The organism is Micromonospora trifolii (genome assembly GCF_050516465.1).
In the GTDB taxonomy this organism is placed as follows: Bacteria; Actinomycetota; Actinomycetes; order Mycobacteriales; family Micromonosporaceae; genus Micromonospora; species Micromonospora trifolii.
Map to the genome: position 1 here is coordinate 77,483 of NZ_CP191526.1, position 20,684 is coordinate 98,166.

A 20,684-nucleotide genomic window follows, 5' to 3' on the forward strand; every position below is an offset into this window, starting at 1 on the left:
CGCTCGGAACCGGGCGGAAAGCTCGTCGCTCGCTGCGTCTCTGTTGTTCGCGACTGCGGGGCCCCGCTGCGCTGCACTCCTCGCGCTCACGCGGGTCCCCCCTCGGTCATGGGGACGCGGACGCCGGTGCGGTCGGCGACCTCGCGGGCGCTCTCGTAGCCGGCGTCGACGTGCCGGATGACGCCCATCGCCGGGTCGTTGGTGAGCACCCGCTCGATCTTCTGACCGGCGAGGGCGGTGCCGTCGGCCACGCACACCTGCCCGGCGTGGATCGACCGGCCGATCCCCACCCCGCCGCCGTGGTGAATGGACACCCAGGAAGCCCCACTGGCCGTGTTGACCAGGGCGTTGAGCAGCGGCCAGTCGGCGATGGCGTCGGAGCCGTCGGCCATCCCCTCGGTCTCCCGGTACGGGCTCGCGACGCTGCCGGTGTCCAGGTGGTCGCGGCCGATCACCACCGGGGCGGAGAGCTCGCCGGAGGCGACCATGTCGTTGAACCGCACGCCCGCCCTGTCCCGTTCGCCCTGACCGAGCCAACAGATCCGGGCCGGCAGGCCCTGGAAGGCGACCCGTTCACCGGCCAGCTTGATCCAACGGGCCAGCGACTCGTTCTCCGGGAAAAGGTCGAGGATCGCCCGGTCGGTGGCCGCGATGTCGGCCGGGTCCCCGGAGAGCGCCGCCCACCGGAACGGACCCCTACCCTCACAGAACAACGGCCGGATGTACGCGGGCACGAAGCCCGGGAAGTCGAAGGCACGCTGGTAGCCGCCGAGCTGCGCCTCACCCCGGATCGAGTTGCCGTAGTCGAACACCTCGGCGCCGGCGTCGAGGAAGCCGACCATCGCCTCGACGTGCTTCGCCATCGACGCGCGGGCCCGGTCGGTGAACTCGGCCGGCTTCGCGGCGGCGTAGTCCCGGGCCTCGGCCAGCTCCACCCCCACCGGCAGGTACGCCAGTGGGTCGTGCGCGCTGGTCTGGTCGGTCACTATGTCGATCTCGACGCCCCGGGTCAGCAACTCCGGGAAGACCTCGGCGGCGTTGCCGACCACGCCCACGCTCAGCGCCCGGCGCTCCCGCTTCGCCGCGCGGACCCGAGCGATCGCGTCGTCCAGGGAGTCGGCGACCTCATCCAGGTAGCGGTCGTGCACCCGACGGTCGAGCCGGGTGCGGTCCACGTCCACGATCAGGCAGACGCCGCCGTTCATGGTGACCGCGAGTGGCTGCGCGCCGCCCATTCCGCCGCAGCCTGCGGTCAGCGTCAGCGTGCCGGCGAGGGTGCTGTCGAACCTCTTGGCGGCCACCGCCGAGAACGTCTCGTAGGTGCCCTGGAGGATGCCCTGGGTGCCGATGTAGATCCAGGAGCCGGCCGTCATCTGCCCGTACATGGTCAGGCCGAGCTGCTCCAGGCGGCGGAACTCCGGCCAGGTCGCCCAGTCGCCGACCAGGTTCGAGTTGGCCAGCAGCACCCGGGGCGCCCACTCGTGGGTGCGCATCACCCCGACCGGGCGGCCCGACTGCACCAGCATCGTCTCGTCCTCGCGCAGGTCGGTCAGCGTGCGGACCAACGCGTGGTACGACGGCCAGTCCCGCGCCGCCTTGCCGGTGCCGCCGTAGACCACTAGGTCGTCGGGGCGTTCGGCCACCTCAGGGTCGAGGTTGTTCATCAACATCCGCAGGGCGCCCTCCTGCTGCCACCCGCGGGTGGTGAGCTGGCTGCCCCGTGCGGCACGAATGGGCTGGGTCATCTCTGGTTCTCCTCCGGTCAACCGAGGAACAACTGTCGGCGGGCCGCGGAGGCTTCGAACGCCTCCAGACGGCGCTGGGTGTCGGCCGGGGTGGCGTCGCAGATCGCCTGCAACAGCACCATGGCCAGGGTCATCGGTGCGGTGTGCAGGTCGAAGACGAGTTGCGCGCCGACCGCCGCGGCGAGCACCACGTCGGCGTACTCGGTGGCCGGGCTGACCGGCGAGTCGGTGATCGCCACCACTGTCAACCCGGCGTGGCGGGCGTCGCGCAGCGCGTCCAGGGTCTCCCGGGGATAGCGGGGCAGCACGAAGGCCAGTACGGCGGACGCGCCGGCCTCGGCGGCCTGCTCCAGGCGGTCGGTGAGCAGGCTGCCGCCGTCGTCGAGGACCCGTACGTCCGGGTGGACCTTCGCCGCGAAGTAGGCGAAGTACGCGGCCAGCGGCGCGGCGGCGCGCAGGCCGAGCACCGGCAGTGGGCGGCTCTCGGCGAGTAGCCGCCCGGTCTCGGCGATCCGGTCCCGGTCGGCGAGCTGACCGGCCAGTCGGTCCAGGTTGCCCATCTCGGCGCGTACCGCCTGCTGGAGTTCGTTGCCGGCGTCCGTCGACCCGCCCGGCGTGGTGGCGGTGAGGTCGCGCAGCCGGCGGCGCAGCGCCGGGTAGCCGTCGTGGCCGAGCGCGACGGCGAACCGGGTGACCGACGGCTGACTGACCCCGGCCAACTCGGCGACCTCGGCGGCGGACAGGTAGGCCACGGCGGGGGCGTGCTGCACAAGGCAGTGCGCGATCCGGCGCTGGGTGGGGGTGAGCCGCACCCCTTGGAACAGGTCGAGCACCCGGTCAGCGGGTGCCTCGACAGCTCCTTCATTCATGAGCCGACTCTATGCATGAGAATTTTCACTGGCAAGCGGCGCCGGCCGCCACCGGTCGCCCCGGGCGGGGCAGGCCGGGTTGGCCGACGGTCGGTACTATCCGCACGGCGGTTCAACGGAGGAGTGCGCATGCAGCCGGAAGGCCCCTACAGGTACACCCACGCGCTCGGCGGGTCTCCAGTTGGGAAAGCATGGGCCGCGATCGACGAGCAAGGCCGATTCGTCACCGTTGCGGTGCTCGACGCCACAGTGGCCGCCACACCCGGCTGGCGTGAGGCGTTCGCCGGGGCTGCCGACCTGCTGGCCCGGTCGGCCGACCCGATGCCCTACACGTACGCCGACTTCTCGGCCGCCGCGCCCTGGGTGGCATACCCCGCCGAGGCCGGCCCTGGCGCCGAGAAGCTGTTCCGGGCCCTCGGCGTCGAGTACACCCCCGCCCCGCCGGCGATCCCACCGACGTCCGCCCCGCCCGCGGTCTCAGCCCCGCCCGCGGTGTCCGCCCCGCCCGCGGTGTCCGCCCCGCCCGTGTCGGCCCCGCCGCAGCCCGTCTCCGGTGGGCCGCAAGCGCCGTGGGCGGTGCAAACCGGCCCGATCCCCGGCCAGCTGGTCTCCGCGGTCCCGCACCCGATCTCCGGCGTGCCCACGTCGCCGACCGCAGTGACCTCGTCACCGCCGGCCGCACACGTCTCCCCGGTGAGCGGGCCGAGTGCCGATGCGTTCACCACACCCGTGCGCCGGATCACCCCGTCCACGCCGCCACCCCGGCGCACCGGGCTCTGGATCGGGATCGCCGCACTGGTCGTGGTAGTACTGGCCGGAGCCGGTGGGGCTTTTCTCTGGCTCGGATCGGGTGGCACCAAGAAGCCCCCGCCGCCGTACAGCCTCGAGGAAAGAGCGGTGGCGATAGCCTCGCCATCTCTGGTCTACGTAGAGGTTCTGATTACTGGCTACCTCCGGGACAAGCAAACCGGAACGCCCCTGCGTGCGACGCCGATCACCTTCAACCGCCGCTGTAGCGGATTTGTGGTGAGTCGGGCCGGCCACGTGCTCACCAGTGGCCCTTGCGTGAAGCCCGCAGACGACACCGCCCGTCAGAACGCCCTCTACGTACTGGGCCGAACACTGATCGAGGAGAAGCAGCTCGATTCCGGGGGACTCGACGCGTTCGTTGCGACGAAGATCAAGACTACGGTTCTCACCGGCATCGATTCTGAACAAGAACCGGAAGTGCGACTCTTCGGCCAGTCGAATCTGGCTAAGGGAAATCTCACCGACAGCCCGGCGATTCCGGGCGAGATTGTCAAGACGTGGGATCAAGAAGCGGGCAATGTCGCCCTCGTCAAGCTCGCCAATGATCGCCTCCCCGTCGCCGAATTGAACACGTCGGCCGATGTCCAGCAAGGTACGTCACTGCTTTCGATCGGCTATGCCACGAGCGACAAGGATCCCCTTGCCGCCGCTTACACCGTGGAATCGAAACCTGTGACCGTGACCGGCTCGGGCAGTTTGGGGCAGCTGTCCGTGTATCGGGTCAACGACGATATCGGGGGCCACTCCCGCGGCGGGCTAGCCATCGACTCAAGCGGCCGTGTTGTCGGAATCCTGGACAACGATGAGGAACTGTCCAGCAAAGCGAACCGGGCGATCGTGCCGGTGCCCACTCTCGCCGCGCTGCTCAGGGAAGCCGGAATCACCAATGAACTCGGCGACGCCGACAAGCTGTATCGAAGCGGGCTCGATGCCTACTTCGCCGGCAGGTACTCGGACGCCGTCACCCAGCTTCAGGCTGCCGCCAACAACTCACCCACCAACCTCGTCGCGCAGACATACCGCCAGAACGCGATCGACCGCCAGAACATCGAGGGGGAGACGGAAGGCTTTCCGGCCTGGGCCATCGTCCTCATTGCCGCCCTCGGCGGGGCCTTGATCGTCGCGCTCGTCGTCCTGCTGGTGGCGGCTAGAAGCCGGAACAGGCGGTGACATGGCAGCGGGCGCGGTGGCTGGTCCAGACCGCGCAGGCCGCACCATCTCGCTCTACAGCCCGCGACGGACGAGCGGCAGCAACTTTGGTTGGTAGCCGTTGAGGTATTTGGCCGGATCGGCTTGCAGTACGGAGTCAAGAAGCGTGCCAAAGACGTCGCGAAAGTCCATCGTCGCCTTGAGGTCGCCATCGTCCAGATCGGTCAGGCTCGGCTGATCGCCGTATAGTCCGCCCGCTATGCCGGGGCCCATCAGGAAAACCGGTCCAGCTGTTCCGTGGTCGGTGCCATCCGATGCGTTGGCCCTGACTCGGCGGCCGAATTCGCTGTAAACGGCTACGGATACCCGCCGTCCGGCCTTCGTTTTCGCTAGCCGGTCCATGAACGCGGACAATGCGTTGTCGAGCTGCTTCAGCAGCCACTCCTGTCCGACCCGTTCGTTCGCATGCGTGTCGAACCCACCCAGGCTCACCGAGTAGACCCGCGTGGGCACACCCGCCTCGACGCACCGGGTGACCAGGTCGAGCTGGGCGGCTAGTGAACTCTCACCGCCAGTCGCAGTCGCCGGTAGGGGCCCAAGCTCGGCCACCTCCCGGGGGATGTCGGCGTTCTTTGCCTGTTGAACGAGCTCATTCACCCGGAGGAGGTCCTGATACGCCTCCGCTGCGCGTACCTGCAGGTCCGACTCGCCATCCTGCTTCTGCGCGAGTGCGGTGATCATATCGACGTTGATCCCGGGCGGTAGTTGCAGTCCGTCGACCGCCACACAAGCTCCCACGCGCGTCTCGCCGACGAGAAGCGGCGGGAGTACCGGATCAAAGCTGACGGCGGCCGAGGCAGGAGCGCTGGTACCGTCGAGCCAGCGACCCACCCATCCGCTGGCGACGGGCAGCTCCGGCGAGGCTGTCTGCCATATGTCCATCGACCGGAAGTGGCTCCGATCAGGCCTTGGATAGCCGACACCGAGAACGACGGCCACCTGCTTGTCGTCCCAGAGTCGTTTCAGCCCGGTCATCCCCGGGTTTAGCCCCAGCGAGTCATTGAGATGCAGCACCTGCTCAGGGGCGTAGGCCAATTCGGGGCGCGCGGAATAATACGCCGAATCCGCGTAGGGGATTACCGTATTGAGCCCGTCGTTGCCGCCGTAGAGAGTTACGACAACTATCTTGTCGGTTTCGTCGCCTGCATTGGAGTCTTGGTTGTCTCTGGCGGTCGCGAACAGCTCGGCAAGGCCGATTCCGCCGGCGGCAAGTGCGGCGGCACCGGTGACCCCGGCTGAGGCGAGGAGGAACTTGCGTCGGGTCAGCGGATCCATATCAGTTCACCAGATACTCTGGGCTTGCAAGGCCGAGGGTTAAGAGCTGTCGCGGATTTTTCGCCTGTTTCAATGTGAGATGCGTCCGGTTGGTCCACGTCTCGATCGCGAGAACATTCGCCAGCTCCTCCGGGGTCATTCGATCGACCTGGACAAGCCCAGCGAGCAGGTCGGCGAAACCTAGGCGAACCTGAGCAGCTGCCGAATTGAGCCAGGCAGTCCCGCCTGGCCAACCACCGACGCTCGGTGGCGCGAAGGGAACCTGGCCGAGGCCCTGCAGTCCACCCACTACCTGGTGCAGTGTTTGCTTCGAAAAGTGGGCAGGCCGGATGTTCAACTGCCGCATCGCTCCGACGAGCCATTCAACCGGCTGCTTCACGAGCCGATGGCGAGCCGACCGGAACTCTTCGTCCTCGAAGAGGACTCGTAGCATCTGCATTCCTACTGGGAATGCGGCTGCCATCTTCTCCTGGGTGGATCTGGCGATCGGCTCGGTGGATGAGACATATCGATACCAAAGGCGGGAGGCGATGAAACGCCTGCAGGCCGGCTGCTTCGCCAGGAAATCAACCAGCGTGTAAGCATCGAATTTGGCAGTGGTGCCACGAATCGTCTTGGGTCTGGCGTCGTGAGCATCAGGAAAAAAGATTGCCGTTTCCGGGACGCCCAGGTCCGTCTTCCATCCGGTCAGCGCGCGCCCTGCCGCCTTTACGTCCTGCTCGGTATAGTTCCCGATACCTAGCATGAACAGCTCCATCAGCTCCCGAGCGAGGTTCTCGTTCGGTGCGGCCTTGGTGTTGAGTTGCCCGTCGAGCCAATAGATCAGGGCCGCGTCGGAAACCAACTTCCTTGCCATCACCCCGAAGTTCGGTGAACTGCGGAACTTTTTGTGCTGCGCGAGCATGAACTGCGGACTACCGACCTTTCGTATCGAGGTAGCCCAGTGTCCGTGCCAGAAGAAAATCAGCTTCTCGTTGGTCTGGTGGTCCGCGGCTGTCAGGCGGTCCAGCCACCATCGAATGATCGCATCGGTATGTTCTTTCCGTGCCGACTCTGCCGCAGCCCGTTGCTCGGTAGTCGGGTTCGGTAGATCGTTGAAGGGATCGGGCCCGGGGTCCGGCATCGGTGAAGAGGCGGCACCTCGATCCGGGTTGGTAGGCGCCATCAACCTTGAAACCGTTGCCGCGTAACCCGCCTTCTTCGCTGCGGCCAGCTCGGACATGGTCGGACCGAAGCCCGCTCGCCTCAACAGCATCGCGACGTTATCGCTCATCCCCGTAAACCTATGTAGAGGTGGCCGGATCTCAAGACCCGGCTCCGCCGTCCGCAGCCCCGGCCGGGACCAGGCGCGATTCAGTCTAGTGGAAACTGCTCCTCAGCTCGACGGGCCGAGGGCGAGGGTTCGGATCCCGGCCCTGGCACTCGAATTCGATGATAACGAGTCCACTGTGTAGGCATGCGGTGGGTTCGGGTGATCTGTCCACGTGCTACTTGGTGGACCGGACCGCGATCAGGCCCAGCAGGTTCGCGCGCATCTCCCGCAGCACGCCGACGGTGGCGGCGAGCTGCTCGGTGTGCGTCACGCCGACCCGGGCCACGACCACGGTGGCGTCCGTGGCGGTGATCAGGAACGTTGCCTCGGCGTCCGACAACAGCGGCGGGCCATTGACAATGACGAAGGCCTGGCCTCGGCGAAGGGCCTCCGTCACCTTGGCGAGCCCGTCCGGTCGAAACAACCTCTCGCTGGGCCCTGGTTCGACTCGGCCAGTGGGAAGGACGTACAGCGGGAGATCTTGGCGCCATCGAACTACGGCGTCGTTGACCGATGCCTCACCCCGGAGGATGTTCGCCAATCCGGCTTCGTTGGGAATGCCAAGCAGTTCGTGGACCTCAGGGTTCCTCAGGTTCCCGTCTACCAGCACCACCGTCTCGCCGGCCCGCGCGAACGCGATCGCCAGGTTCGCCGCAGTAGCAGCTCTGCCGTCACCGGCGGAACAACCAGTGACCGTGATGCTGGTCAGACGTTCGCCGACCGCCTGTAGTCGAACGTTTGCCCGCATTTGCCGAAAATTCTCCGCACGGACGGACTGCTCGTTGTCCGCAATGAGAACTGGTGTCTTCGTATTGACTTTGACAACACCGACCAAGCTCAGGGCGGCAACCTCACTTGCGTGGTGCTCGTCCCGTACGGCGCGTGCCCTGGCGTAGCCCGTGATCGCCGTTATTGCGCCCACAAACAAACCACCTGCAAGGCCGAGGCCGACATTGTTGAGGGGCTGCGGCGATTCCGGTGACGACGGCGCGGTCGCCGGGCGAACAATGGAAACCTTCACCGGTGATGTATTAATCCCCGCAGGCTTCTCGAGCTGACCGATAAATGTCGGAAACTCTTCCGCGATCGCATTGGCGATGTCACGCGCCCGCTCAGGGGACGGATCGCTGACCTCGACATTAAGGACAGCTGTGCTGGCCTTGCCCGTGACGCTGACCCTTAACATGAGCTGCTCAGGTGTATAAGGAAGATCCAGCCGATCTATCACCGTCGCGGCGACTCCGGGACTGTTGGCGATTTCGGTGTACGACCGGACGCGTTGCAGGATGTAGTTCCCGCCCGCGTCGAGCTGACCAATGTCCGTCGTCGGAAAGTTCGGCGAGAAGAACAGTTGCGCGCTCGCCTTGTAGGTAGGGGTCTGTAGCAAAGATGCCAGGCCGCCGCCTGCTCCGCCAAGGAGGACGAGTGCGAGTACCGTCCACCGATACGTGCGTAAGGCCTGCAGGTGATGCCGAGGCGTCAACTGGGTCCATTGGCTGACTGAAGAACGTGTTCTGTTGACGACGCCACGGAAGCCTGTCGTGTGTCGCGAAGTGTCCGATGGCGGACTGGACACCCCAGCTGGCAGGAATCCGCCTGAAAGCCTCACTCTTGATCCCCACCCGCTTCGGGCTCCCGCCAACCAGAAGCCAAAGGTCAACTCGTGCGAAATACGCTCGACTATACTAGCAGTCCGCGGGCTTCGGCCCGCCGCTGGCTTCGCTCATCCCGTCCGAGCAAGCGGAACATTAGCTAATGAGCCCGTGTCTCGGGAAACGGTGTCGCCGCGGCCGGAACCCTCAGAAACTGCCAAACCGGCCGCTAGAATCAGGACGGCGGCAGCGCACGGCCACAGGTAGTAGTCAAAGAAAAAGATTTGCACCGCGAATCCCGCCACCAGCATCCGGGCGGCCAACGACTTCGCTCTGACGAGCAGTATCGCCAGAATGATGAGGAAGGGCAGGAGAGCGATCAGCCCGAAGTCGTACCACAAAGTAAGATAGCTGTTGTCGAAGGTCTGCGCTAACTGGTCACCAATTCCTACCTGCTGGAAGAACCGGACGTGTGCCTCCGGTCCCAGACCGAAGACGACGGTGTCAAAGCCCTCCCACAGGCTGGACCATGCCGTCTCGTATCGGCTGTACCGCGCGGTGGCAGAGCTTTGTCCGGTTAGGTTGGAGAGTCGGGAATTGATCATCTCCACCACCCCGTCCATGGCTCTGGGACCGGCAACCATCAAACCCGCTCCGACCGCGACGGAAACCCCGACGAGGGTAACGCCTCTGCGCGTCACCTTTCGCTTCTGCGCGAGATACCAGACGACCATCGCGCATGCCATACCAATCCACGCGCTGCGCGTGCCGGAAAGCAGCAGTCCGACCGCGCCGGCGAAGAATGGCAACTGCCATAGGCGGCCTCGTAGGGCGACCGCAATGCACATGGACATCATGCAGTAGGTGCCGTAGACGATGGGGTGTCCGAGCGTACCTACCGATCTGCCAGCGCCTGCTGATGAGGTGAATGCATTGCTGATCGCCAGTTCGTCGAGGATCGGCCACGTCCCGGTCACGCGCTGATAGAGCGCGAGGAGCGTCATGGGTACACCGATCCACGCGAACCCCCTGGCAAGGCGCTTGAACCCGTCAGCGTCTTGCCGTGCTTCCTCTATGACGTGCCATGCGATGACGGCATAGCAGACGAATGGCACGAGCGAGACGATCAGGTCTTTCGGTCCGCTCCAATTCGGCAGGGCAGCGACGACGGCCGCGGCTGGCAGAGCGAACGCAGACATTCCGACGGATGCGAGTGGTGTGTCCGGGTGGAAGCGCTGAAGGCGTCCGAGCAGGGCGATGGCTGTTGCGGCCAGCAGGACGATCCATACCGGCTTGGCGGGATAACCGGGGTCTGCGGTGACCGGCACCAGGAGCAACACTGCGAACAGCGCGTACGTCAACCGGGCCGGGGTCCACAGCCCCCAGATGAGCAGAGCGGCCAACCCCAGGACGCCCAGCAGGAAGGGCTTCCAGCTCACCAGGACGCCGACCGCGACAGCTAGCACGGCAGGCAGGCCGAAGACCTTCGCGGAGCTTGTCACGGGCGTGTCGCTTGAAGTTCTTCAAGATAGGAGATGAAGCTCGGCGCCGACGAGGGTGCGGAATTCAGTTCACGCGCCCGCCGCATCGCTTCGGACGTGAGCCTGTCGACCGCGACGTGGTCCTCGGCCAAGGCCACCAAGGCCCGCGCCAACGCCTCAGCGTCGGGCTCTACCAGGACTCCGCCGCCTTCGGCGAGGATCTCGGTCGTGGCGCCCGCACGGAACCCGATGACCGGCGTTCCCGACATGAGCGACTCAAGTGTCACCCGGCCGTACGCTTCGTTACGAGACAGCATCAGGGTGGCATCCGCCTCCGAGTAGAGGGCGTGGGGATCGTCCGTCCACTCGGACACGTTGACGAGGTGACTGACCCCGTGCTCCTTGGCGAGTGCGTGGAGTGCTCGCTGCGCAGCCAGGTCGCCGACGCCGGCCAGCATCAGCTCAAAAGGGCGTCCCGCTCGGAGGCATCTCCCGAGCGCCTCGATGGCCTCGGCCTGCCCCTTCTCTGGCGAGTAGCGCCCCAGCAGCACAAGTCTTTCCAGCGTCCCCGTGTCACGGCGCTCGTCCGGTACCGACTCCAGGGGGCGGGGTGCGACCGACGGCGGAATGACCCGCAGTTTCCGCCCGGCGTCGGGAGCCGCGGACAGCATCTGATCGGCAACGTACTTCGAGATCACGACGAGACCGTCCGCCAGGCTGGCGATGATCCTGGCGATCATCCGCCTCGGCAGCGCTGACCGCAGGCTCGGGTTGCTGAGCAGACTCTCCCTGATCGTCCAGACGTGCGGAACGTGAGCCATCCTGGCGGCGATCGCGCCGGCCGGGACAACGGCCGAGTTGGTCACCACCAGGTCGGGCCTGGCCCGACGGATGTATCGCCAGTACCCGGGGACGGAGACTGCCGACTGGCTTGATCGAACCAGCCCGACCAACGGCGTGTGCCGCTTCCCCATCCACAGCTTCGTCGGCAGGACCACGACCTCGGCGCCCACCCGGGTGAGTTCGGCCCGCAGCGGGCCGTCGTCCGGCAACGACACTGTGGCACGGTGGCCACGGACCTCGACTGCCTCCCGCACCAGCGCGACCAGCGAACGTTCCGCGCCCATGAGGTCCGAAGAGTGGCTTACGAAAAAGATGTGCACCTAGAACCTCTCGGTGGGACCGTGAACGCCCCGTACGCCATCCCAGTACCCTGCCAGCACGGCGAGTGAGGCGCGTCTGCGCTCCCGCTTGCCGACCGCGACCCGGAACAGCGACCCCGCCACATTCTTGTAGTGGATCGGCTCGCTGACCAGCCTCCGCACCGGATGAGGGTAGTGCTTCCGCACGTAGAGGACCTCGTTGCGATGGTGGTAGTAGCGGGCCCTGGGACTGGATCCGCTGAGGCTGCCGCCCCGCTTGTGCCACACCTCGGATCCGCACACGAATCCGATGCGGTCACCCGAATCGGCGATCCGGCGAACCAGATCGAACTCCTCCTTGTAGTGGAAGAATCGTTCATCGAAGAGCCCGACCTGCATGACCGAGGAAAGCCGCAGGAAGAGCGAGGCGCCAGTAACCATGTCCACCTGGTGCGCTCCTTCCTCGCAGCCTCCGCATCGAAATGGGCGGACCTTGCCCTTCGGCAGCATTGCGGCAACGACGTAGGGTTCGGGATTCGCATCGCTCGGTTGGGAGGAGGTCGTCTGCAACGACGTCGACACCGCAAATTGATCTGTATGCCGTAGCAAGGTCGACAGTGCCTGCGGCCGGGGTACCGCGTCCGCGTTCAGAAGCCAAACCCAGTCGGCGCCACGGGCGTGAGCCTCCCGGATGCCGGCGTTCATCCCGCCCGCGTAGCCCAGATTGTCGTCGAGCCGGAGCAGGGTAAAGGGCCCGTCCAGTTTGTCGAGTTTCTCGATCGAGTCATCGCTCGAACCGTTGTCGACGACAATGGTCTCTGGCACATGGGTGCCCCCGGCAACGGCCTGTAGGCATCGAATGGTGTCGTCAGCGCAGTTCCAGTTGAGGATCACTGCTACGACTTTGTCAGGCAACGTTGCCAACCTTACTGTTCGTGAGATCCGCCTGGGGATCTGCCTCGACCTGCGGATCGGGCCGCTTACTGAGGACAATGGCCGTGACCGTGCTGTGCAGGGCGAACAGCACGACGGAGACGGAGGCGACACCCATGGCGCCATACTCGGGGGCGGTGAGAGAGTAGCCGACGACTGCGGCCAGTGCCGTGCCCGCTGCGATCGCCGCTGTCGCGCGTTCGCCACCGAGATTGACCAGCCTGGCGCTCAAGACCTTGCCGACGGTCACCGCGGTACTGCGCGCCAGCAGTACGAGCCCGACTAGGAGCGCGGCCTCGTATCCGTTCGTCATCACGCCGATTGCCGCCAGCCCGACGAGAACGACCATTCCCATGCCGACCGCGAGATACAGCGCCCGGCGCAGCATGCCGTACAGCCTCTGGGCCGAGCCGTCCTCATGGTCGCCGAGGGTGCGTTGTGCCGCAACGACCGCGCCGGCCTGGGTGAACTCGATCGCCGCCACGGCCAGGGAGTACACGGCAAGCACGTCCGGTCCTTGGTAACGGGCCAACGCGAGCTGGTCGAAGCGATAGGTGAAGACCTGGGCCACCGCTCCCGAGTGGGTGAGACCCAGCCGGTTGAGACGTTCCGCCTGAGGCGAAGCCCTGCGCGCCATGCGGGTCAGTGGCACTCCATGCTTCACCCAAAGTGCGACCGCCATCAGCGCCTGGCAACCGAGCCAGGCGAGCAACCACAGTTCCGCATCCTTGACGGAGGCGAGGATCAGCAGGAGATAGAGCGCCGGCGCGACGGCGGCGAACGCCGCGCGGTACCGGTAGACACTCAGGAACTGGCCCAGAGTGAGCCCCGCCGCGGCAGGGATGTTACTCGCCGCGATACACGCGGCACCCACGGCGGCGATGCCCGGCGTGGCCTCTTCGGAGTAGTGCGCGAAGATCCAGGCTAGAACGGCCGTCAGTGGCACGGTGGCCACGTAGATGACGAGGCTGCGCCGCCCGGCCCCTTCGTCCAGCCACCGACGGCCCTGAGCCAGAAGAAACGTCTCCAACGACAGCCCGCCAACCGCGACGCCGATGGTGGCGCTTGTCGTCGTCGCTACCAGGAGGCCACGTTCGGCTGGCGGAAGAGCGACGCTGAGAAGGATGGCGACGCCCGACATTGCCAATGCGGAGAGATACATCATCGTGGCGCTTCCGACCACGCGCCGGAATGGATCAATCAGGGGTCGTGTCACGCCAGCAACCCCGCAATAGCTCCCCGGACGACCGCTGTCGCTGCCTTCGGGCCAGCCACCAGCAATGCCTTGCCCGCGTAGAGGAGCCGGGCGGAGGCTGCTAGTGGAAGCCGGTAGCCGTAGTGCTTGCGGAAAAAGATCATGCAGCTCCGGCTGGCATGGAAGTAGGTGGTGATCGACTTGGCCTTCATGTCCCGGCTTGCGCCCGTCGCGCCGCCGCCAGCATGTTCGACTTCGAGGTCGGAGACGACCGTGATCGGTATTCCGAGGCGCCCGCAACGGATCGCGATGTCCGCCTCCTCGTAGAAGAGAAAGAAGTCCTCGGCGAAGCCGTTCAGCTTCTCGAACGCCCTGCGGGTAATGAGTATGGAGTGTCCCGCAACATAGGTAAGCTTGCGCCCCTCCGCATTCCGGTCTGGTGGCTGTCCGCTCTGGCCGGTCCACAGGTCCAGCGCGCCCAGATCCGGGCGACTGCCACCGTCGGCGTCGATGCTTGTCGTCGCACCGATCGCGCAGTCACCTGCCCTGGAGACGGTTAGCGCTGACGAAAGGACGCCGCCGGTGATCCTCGTGTCCGGGTTGAGGACCCAGATGACGTCAGCGCCGATCTCCAGAAGCCAACGCGCGCCGAGGTTGTTTCCTGCGGCGTACCCGACGTTGCCGTGCCCGTGGATCAACCTGGCCAGGAAGCCGTGTTGTCGCGCGAACTCGAGAATCGGCTCAAGCTCCTGCTGTTGGTCACTGTTGTCGACGATCGTGATCGCGACGTGCGCGGTGGGATCGGTGTTGTGAGCCACGAGCGACCGCACCAGTCCTGCGGTGTCATCGGCGCTCATGTAGTTGACGATGGCGATACCGAGAGTGCTCATCGGGACGTCACCACGGCTGGCTCAGGCGACGGCATCTGATACCCAAGCGGAGAACTTCGTGGCGAACGCCGCCTCGGAGAATGTCGAGGCGTTGGCCCTGATCCGATCCTCGTGTAGCTCTCCCAGGCGGGCTGTCAACGCGGCGAACCTGTCCGGGGTGGTGGATTCGATGAGAAAGCCGGTCTCGCCGTCGACGACCGTCTCCAGCAACCCGCCGCGGTTGATGCCGATGACCGGCGTGCCGCATGCCTGCGCTTCGACCGGAATGATGCCGAAATCCTCGTGAACGGGGAATAGTAAGGCCTTCGCGCCCCAGTAGAGCTGCCGCAGTCGTTCCTTGCTCGGCATGACCTCGATGGTGACAGGAACGCGGACGCGTTCCGCGAGGCGTCGAAGGTTGGCCTCCTCGGGCCCTGAGCCCGCGATCACGACCGGCAGCCCGGCGGCCTCGGCGATCTCGATGATGAGATCGAACTTCTTGTACGGAATCCACCGGCCGACGCCGAGCAGGTAGTCCCGAGACTGGGCCTGGTCCGCAGCGGGAGCGGATGAGAAGAAGCCGACATCCACCGGCGGGTTGACCACAACTGCGTCCCGTCGCCAGTAGTGGCGGATCCGGGCCTGCACCTCACGGGAGTTCGCCGCGTAGCTGTGTACGTGTCGACTGAACCGCACATCGATGGCCTGGAGCGCGCGCCGTGGTAGGGCGAGCAGGGGGCTTGAGCCCCGGCCGTCGAAGGAGGGGCTCCAGATGTAGCGAGCCGGGGCATGGATGTAGCTGAGATGCCGCGTCGTCTCAGGCGGCCCCAGCTTCACGGTGTGCGCGAAAGCATGGCTGGACGAGATGACCACGTCGAACCGCTGACGAGTGAGCGTCCGCCAGGTCAACGGCATGAGGGGAAGCGCCATGGCCTTGCTGTGCCGTATCGGACTCCGGGCCAGCCATGATTCCCGGAGGTTCGGCTCGTCGACACCGCGGTCCTTCCACAGCACGAACCGTTCCCCATGGGGGACGAGGTCGACAATCTGCCTGAAGACCTTCTCTGAGCCACCGGTAACTCCGAACCATTCGTGGACGAGTGCCACGGACGAGCCGGCAAGAACGGGGAGTCCTTCATGCTGCCCGACGTCAGGTGTGTGCCCGGCTGTAGTACTCACAAGGCCTCGCCACCTTGCAGGTGCTGTGCAGGCACCTTCCGGATCCTGGGGGAGACGCCCTCGAACATCACCTTTAACTCCCTATCGTTCGGTACCTCGTGATGCAGCGGCTGGTCCCAGCCCGATCGGTGGGACCTCAGCGACAGCTACCACAAAACACTTCCGCCACCGTCGGCCGTAGCACCTTGGTGTCCAGCCACAGCGACCAGTTCTCGATCTGGTAATTCTCGAAGCGGCGCGACGAGGTCGGTGGGCGCAGTCATCATCCACTCGGAGAGCCCGCGCCTGCTACGGCAGCAAGCATCCCCTCGTCCCGGTTGTGTGATGTTGCCGCCCCGCCGCGCGCCGCCGTGCGTCGTCGCGCGCAATATGCGATCGCAGAATATGGGTTGGTAAGCGACCCCGCCAGAGCCGGCAAGACAATTCACCTCCCGCGCCGCGTCGATACTCAGCGGTCAGATCTTCATCGGCGCCGGTCCGCTGTGCTGCTCGTCACCGACCCCCAGCCCGGAAGACCTCCGAGACCGTGCGAAGCACCACCTTGACATCCAGCCACAGCGACCAGTTCTCGATGTAGTAGTTGTCGAACCGCGCCCGGTCAGAGATCGGAGTATCGCCCCGCAATCCGCTGACCTGCGCGAGCCCGGTCAGCCCGACGGGAACGCGGTGGCGTGCCGCGTAGTTTGGGTACTCGGCGGAGAACTTCTCCACAAAGTACGGCCGCTCCGGCCGCGGCCCGACCACGCTCATGTCGCCGCGCAGGATGTTCCACAGCTGGGGCAGTTCGTCCAGCGACGTTCGGCGCATGAATCGGCCGATCGGACCGACCCGCCGGTCATGCGCGATCGACCAGTTGGTTTGCGACTCTTGCTCGTTCACGGGACGCATCGACCGGAACTTGATGACCTTGAACGGCTTGCCGTACCGGCCGATTCGCTCCTGGTGGAAGAAGATTCCGCGGCCACCATCGATGAACGTGGCAATGGCGCAGAGCAGCAGCACCGGGCTCAACAGGATGATGGCGATCGCGGCGAACAGCATGTCGGACGCCCGTTTGATGGCCCACCGTGGGCCGGTCAGCGAGATGTCACCGATTTTGACGATCGGGAACGCGCCGATGTGGTCGGGGTAGCCGTTGTGGGAGCGTGATCCCCACAAGCGCGGCACGGCCCAGAGATCACAGCGTGAGCTGCGGGGTTGCAGAAGCGTTTCCATGAGCGTGGACTCGTGGCAGTCCGGGTCAGCGATGATCAGGACCTCGCACTCTGCCAACCGTATGAGGTGTTCGAGGTCCGTCAGCGTCCCGCTCAAGGGAAGGACCTCGTTGTCCTGTCGGGACGGAGCGTCGACGCAGCCGACGAACCGCAGGCCGTACTGAGGGTAGCGGCGCAGCAGCCGTGCGAGTTCGAGACCGACTGGTCCGCCGCCGACGATGATCGCGTTGTGTTCCGCCCACCTACGCTTGCGGGACAGGACGGTGAACGCCCTGCTGGCCGCGCGCCCAAGGATCACGAACAGCGCTGACAGCGCGACGCTCCGCATAAATCCGCCGACGTAGGTCACCGAGGCGTGACGCTCCGCCGCGATGATGGCCACTACTGAGGCGGCGGCCAGCAATCGCCCACAGAGGCTCGGCAGTTCATCGAGGATGCTCACGTGCCGGCGTGGCCGGTACAGGCCGCCGGCTGCGAAGAGGGCCACCGTCAGGGCGGCGTTGGCGATGGTTCCGCGCCAGTGATTCTGGGTCAGCAGCAGCGGAGCGAGCAGCGCGACGGCGTCGACAGGCGCGACCATCATCCAGGCCCGCATCCACCGCAACCGCGACGAGGTGCGGGACCTGGCGTACGGCAGCACGGCGGTGGTGCTCAGGCCGGCCACCTCCGACTGAACCTTTGCCTGAACCTCCGGCTCTCGAGCTTGAGGGACGGGTGGTGCCCCGTCGTAGAGGCGGTCCCCGTCGCCCGGCAGATCAAATTGTCGTCCGCCGAGTGGTGGTGTGGACGGATGGCTCGTTGCCGGATGGCCTGACACTTGTGGACCTCCCCGTGAACGCCCTCGGTTACGCATTCCGACCGGAAGGGCGACAGAACTTTACGATTGACCGAGGTGCGCCACCATGGCCGGCAAGGCAGTTCCTGTTCCTACTTTGCGGCGGACAAGATCGCCGGAACGTTGTCGCTGCGGACCGCTTCGAAGACTCGGGCGGCCTTCTCCTTGTCGGCCAAGACCACGCTCTCGGTGCCGATCCGGCCGGTCCCCTTTACAGGGCAGGTGAGGAACGTCAGGTTGCCGCTGCGCAGATCGCGGAGCTCGGAGGCGAGGCCCAGCAGATTCAGGGACTTGTCCACGGCGACCGCGTCCGCCGTCGCCTTGAGGAAGGAGTTCAGCTTGGCCGGGTTGGCGAGCGTCCCGCCCGACGCCGCCTTGTCCAGGATCGCTTTGATCACCTGCTGCTGGTGCCGGATACGCGCGAAGTCGCCGTCGGCGAAGGCATGGCGTTCGCGTGCGTAGTCGAGCGCGGCCGCCCCGTCCATCTTCTGTGGGCCGGCGTTGAAGGTCCGGCGGCCGTTCAGCCCGTACAGGGTGGTGAAGCTGTCCTCCACGGTCACGTCGATGCCGCCCAGCGCGTCGACGACCTCCTTGAAGCCTGCGAAGTCGACCATCGTCACGTGGTCGACGCGTACGCCGGTGAACTTCTCCACCGTCTGCACCATCAGCGGAACGCCACCCCACGCGAACGAGGCGTTGATCTTCGCGTCCCGACCACCCCGGCCGCTGGCTGACTTCGGCACGCTGACCCAGGTGTCCCGGGGGATCGAGATGAGCTGAGCGCTGGACCGGTCCTTCGGGAGGTGGGCCAGGATGATCGTGTCGGTGCGGGAGCCGGAGTCACTCTCCGGATCGCGTGAGTCGCTGCCGAGGAGCATGATGTTCATCGCGCCCTCGGCGTTCTCAACCACCTGCGGGCGGTCGGCCTCCGGCACGCCGTCGAACGCGTCGACACGTTCGATCCCGGAATTGATCGACCGGAAGTAGAGCCCGCCTGCGATCAGACCGCCACCGCCGAGCAACGCCACCACCAGAAAGCTGATGAGTGCGACCTTCTGCCAACGAGGGCGGCGACGCCGCGTTCGGGGCTCCTCAGTCGGCTCGGGCGGCGACTGCGCTTCAATGAACTGGGTCTGGGGTTCCACGTACTCCTGGCGATACTGCATGCCGCGATGCTACTGATTGCGGGTTACGCTCACGTACCCCTGTCTGGTCCATCCGGCTGCACATCCTGACCAAAAGACTTTTCCCACAAACGATTGCCTGAACCTGGTATGAAGCAGCGGTGGACGCCACGCAGCTGCGCCGAGCCATCGCCCGTACCCCACTCGCACCCGTCGCCGCATTCCCCAAGCGGCTCGCCCGGGTCGCCCGCCACGACGCCAAGGTGCTGCGCGCCTCGGCCCGGTGGTTGGTCACCTCCCGTGAACATCACAACTACACCTACGAGCTGACCAAGCTCAGTCGCCACCACCTGACCTGGTTCGTCAGCGTCGTCTGCGACATTCCGGTCCAGCAGGTCCGTGGCTACGTCGCCGAAATCGAGTCCGACGACGTGCTGCGGCACCACATCGAGCAGGCCACCGCCACCGCAGCCCGCCGTGGTCTCGCCGACAAGAACGTCCGCTATGCCCGACGCGTCGGCTGGTACGCGATCGTCCGTGCCACCCACCCCGCGCACGTTGTGGAAACCGGCGTCGACAAGGGGTTGGGTACCTGCGTCCTCGCGTCCGCCCTGCTGCGCAACGCCCAGGAGGGGCACCCGGGCCGGGTCACCTCGCTGGACATCAACCCCGAGGCCGGCTACCTCGCCCGGGTCGCGCCGTGGTCGGAGGTCGTCGACCTGGTGATCGGCGACTCGATCGCCTCGATCGGCGCGCTGGACCGCCCGGTCGACCTGTTCCTGCACGACAGCGACCACAGCCGCGCCCACGAGAAGCGCGAGTTCGACGCCGTGGAGCCCAAGCTCGCCCCCGGCGCGATCCTGCTCACCGACAACGTCACCAGCACCAACGTGCTCGCCGAACACGCCGAACGCACCAGCCGGCGGTTCCTCGCCTACCGGGAGAGCCCGGCCAACCACTGGTACCCGGGCGACGGGATCGGCGTGGCATGGTAGCCGGGTGCGGCTGACCTCGATTCACACGTACCCCGTCAAGGGTTGTCACCGGCTCGACCACGACGGCGCGTTCGTGCGCCCCTGGGGCCTGGCCGGCGACCGGCGCTGGATGGTCGTGGACGCCGACGGGGTCGGCGTCACCCAGCGGGAGACGACCCGGCTCGTCGGCCTGCGCGCCTCGGTGCGCCCCGGGGGTCTGTCGCTGCGCGCCGACGGGCAGCCCGACCTCGACGTGCCCGAGCCGGCCGGCGGTGAACCGGTCGCGGTGCGTACCTTCCGCAGCCGCACGTTCCCGGTCCCCGCGCTGCCGGCCGGCCAGGCGGCCGACGACTGGCTCGGCGCCCTGCTCGGCCGACCGGTCCGGCTGGTCTGGCTGGCCCAGCCGACCCGCCACCTGGCCGCTGGCACCCGCGAACACGACACCGGTGACCAGGTCAGTTTCGCCGACGCCTACCCGGTGCTGCTGGCGAACGCCGCCTCCCTCGACGCCCTCAACGACTGGCTGGCCGAAGAGGGGGAGGAACCGGTGCCGATGACCCGCTTCCGACCGAACCTGGTCGTCGACGGTGCGCCGCCCTGGGCCGAGGACGACTGGGTCGGTCGGCGGCTGCGCATCGGCGACCGGGCCTTCCAGGCCGCCGGGCCGTGCGACCGCTGCGTGGTGACCACCACCGACCAGGAGACCGGGGTACGCACCAAGGAGCCGCTGCGCACCCTCGGGCGGCACCGCAACGTCAAGCAGAAACTCCTCTTCGGACTGCACCTGGTGCCGCTCGACAGTGGACCCCTGACGGTGGACGCCCCGATCGTCATCGCGCCCTGACCGGACCGTCGAACAGCAATCGGCACCCCACGGTCACCGTGCGTCGATGCAGTCTTAGCTTTGGCTTAGCCCGCTTGTCGGT

The 20,684-nt window shown here is 66.3% G+C and carries 16 protein-coding genes; 3 read left to right on the forward strand and 13 right to left on the reverse strand.

Annotated features, from left to right (window positions below; translation table 11 throughout):
* Positions 1-86: 86 nt before the first annotated feature.
* Both hutU and ACQRWP_RS00380 read right to left on the reverse strand, forming a co-directional pair.
* Positions 87-1,745 (reverse strand): urocanate hydratase, encoded by a 1,659-nt coding sequence (gene hutU, locus ACQRWP_RS00375; RefSeq protein WP_430500244.1) that lies wholly within the window; start codon positions 1,743-1,745, stop codon positions 87-89.
* Between the two features lie 17 nt (positions 1,746-1,762).
* On the reverse strand, positions 1,763-2,614 hold the full coding sequence (locus ACQRWP_RS00380; protein WP_430500245.1) for a MurR/RpiR family transcriptional regulator: 852 nt from the start codon (positions 2,612-2,614) through the stop codon (positions 1,763-1,765).
* 129 nt (positions 2,615-2,743) lie between these two features.
* Between ACQRWP_RS00380 and ACQRWP_RS00385 the strand changes: the two genes are divergently transcribed.
* Positions 2,744-4,594 carry a trypsin-like peptidase domain-containing protein gene (locus ACQRWP_RS00385; RefSeq protein WP_430500246.1) on the forward strand — a complete coding sequence of 617 codons (1,851 nt, stop codon included), beginning with the start codon at positions 2,744-2,746 and terminating at the stop codon, positions 4,592-4,594.
* Between the two features lie 54 nt (positions 4,595-4,648).
* On the opposite strand, the gene ACQRWP_RS00390 is transcribed toward ACQRWP_RS00385, so the two are convergent.
* The 11 genes from ACQRWP_RS00390 to ACQRWP_RS00440 all read right to left on the reverse strand — a co-directional run bounded on the left by ACQRWP_RS00390 (position 4,649) and on the right by ACQRWP_RS00440 (position 18,826).
* Positions 4,649-5,908, reverse strand: coding sequence for a DUF1501 domain-containing protein (locus ACQRWP_RS00390; protein WP_430500248.1), 1,260 nt, complete (start codon positions 5,906-5,908; stop codon positions 4,649-4,651).
* Between the two features lies 1 nt (position 5,909).
* Positions 5,910-7,181 carry a DUF1800 domain-containing protein gene (locus ACQRWP_RS00395; protein ID WP_430500249.1) on the reverse strand — a complete coding sequence of 424 codons (1,272 nt, stop codon included), beginning with the start codon at positions 7,179-7,181 and terminating at the stop codon, positions 5,910-5,912.
* 214 nt (positions 7,182-7,395) lie between these two features.
* Positions 7,396-8,829 carry a Wzz/FepE/Etk N-terminal domain-containing protein gene (locus ACQRWP_RS00400; RefSeq protein ID WP_430500251.1) on the reverse strand — a complete coding sequence of 478 codons (1,434 nt, stop codon included), beginning with the start codon at positions 8,827-8,829 and terminating at the stop codon, positions 7,396-7,398.
* A 114-nt stretch (positions 8,830-8,943) separates the two neighbouring features.
* On the reverse strand, positions 8,944-10,314 hold the full coding sequence (locus ACQRWP_RS00405) for an O-antigen ligase family protein (protein ID WP_430500252.1): 1,371 nt from the start codon (positions 10,312-10,314) through the stop codon (positions 8,944-8,946).
* Entirely contained in the window at positions 10,311-11,456 is a 1,146-nt protein-coding gene (locus ACQRWP_RS00410) for a glycosyltransferase (RefSeq protein WP_430500253.1), read from the reverse strand. Before ACQRWP_RS00410 ends, ACQRWP_RS00405 begins: the two co-directional genes overlap by 4 nt.
* Positions 11,457-12,329 (reverse strand): glycosyltransferase family 2 protein, encoded by an 873-nt coding sequence (locus tag ACQRWP_RS00415; RefSeq protein WP_430500254.1) that lies wholly within the window; start codon positions 12,327-12,329, stop codon positions 11,457-11,459.
* A 13-nt stretch (positions 12,330-12,342) separates the two neighbouring features.
* The gene (locus tag ACQRWP_RS00420) at positions 12,343-13,584 is read right to left on the reverse strand and encodes a hypothetical protein (RefSeq protein ID WP_430500255.1); all 1,242 of its coding nucleotides are present in this window, start codon (positions 13,582-13,584) and stop codon (positions 12,343-12,345) included.
* Positions 13,581-14,453 carry a glycosyltransferase family 2 protein gene (locus ACQRWP_RS00425; protein WP_430500257.1) on the reverse strand — a complete coding sequence of 291 codons (873 nt, stop codon included), beginning with the start codon at positions 14,451-14,453 and terminating at the stop codon, positions 13,581-13,583. The genes ACQRWP_RS00420 and ACQRWP_RS00425 overlap by 4 nt, the downstream gene beginning before the upstream one ends.
* A 21-nt stretch (positions 14,454-14,474) precedes the next feature.
* Entirely contained in the window at positions 14,475-15,539 is a 1,065-nt protein-coding gene (locus ACQRWP_RS00430; protein WP_430500259.1) for a glycosyltransferase, read from the reverse strand.
* Between the two features lie 564 nt (positions 15,540-16,103).
* Complete coding sequence (locus ACQRWP_RS00435) at positions 16,104-17,489, reverse strand: sugar transferase (protein ID WP_430500260.1); 1,386 nt, start codon at positions 17,487-17,489, stop codon at positions 16,104-16,106.
* 263 nt (positions 17,490-17,752) lie between these two features.
* A complete protein-coding gene (locus ACQRWP_RS00440) occupies positions 17,753-18,826 on the reverse strand; it encodes an LCP family protein (protein ID WP_430500261.1) in 1,074 nt (357 codons plus the stop codon).
* A 119-nt stretch (positions 18,827-18,945) separates the two neighbouring features.
* On the opposite strand from ACQRWP_RS00440, the gene ACQRWP_RS00445 reads away from it, so the two are divergent.
* Positions 18,946-19,779, forward strand: a complete 834-nt coding sequence (locus tag ACQRWP_RS00445; RefSeq protein ID WP_430500262.1) for a class I SAM-dependent methyltransferase — start codon at positions 18,946-18,948, stop codon at positions 19,777-19,779.
* 4 nt (positions 19,780-19,783) lie between these two features.
* Positions 19,784-20,602 (forward strand): MOSC domain-containing protein, encoded by an 819-nt coding sequence (locus ACQRWP_RS00450; protein ID WP_430500263.1) that lies wholly within the window; start codon positions 19,784-19,786, stop codon positions 20,600-20,602.
* Positions 20,603-20,684: the final 82 nt, after the last annotated feature.

What these genes read in the sequence shown, in the direction of transcription:
- hutU (WP_430500244.1), bottom strand. Translation starts at nt 1,745, where the DNA reads ATGACCCAGCCCATTCGTGCCGCACGGGGCAGCCAGCTCACCACCCGC.
- ACQRWP_RS00380 (WP_430500245.1), bottom strand. Translation starts at nt 2,614, where the DNA reads ATGAATGAAGGAGCTGTCGAGGCACCCGCTGACCGGGTGCTCGACCTG.
- ACQRWP_RS00385 (WP_430500246.1), top strand. Translation starts at nt 2,744, where the DNA reads ATGCAGCCGGAAGGCCCCTACAGGTACACCCACGCGCTCGGCGGGTCT.
- ACQRWP_RS00390 (WP_430500248.1), bottom strand. Translation starts at nt 5,908, where the DNA reads ATGGATCCGCTGACCCGACGCAAGTTCCTCCTCGCCTCAGCCGGGGTC.
- ACQRWP_RS00395 (WP_430500249.1), bottom strand. Translation starts at nt 7,181, where the DNA reads ATGAGCGATAACGTCGCGATGCTGTTGAGGCGAGCGGGCTTCGGTCCG.
- ACQRWP_RS00425 (WP_430500257.1), bottom strand. Translation starts at nt 14,453, where the DNA reads ATGAGCACTCTCGGTATCGCCATCGTCAACTACATGAGCGCCGATGAC.
- ACQRWP_RS00440 (WP_430500261.1), bottom strand. Translation starts at nt 18,826, where the DNA reads ATGCAGTATCGCCAGGAGTACGTGGAACCCCAGACCCAGTTCATTGAA.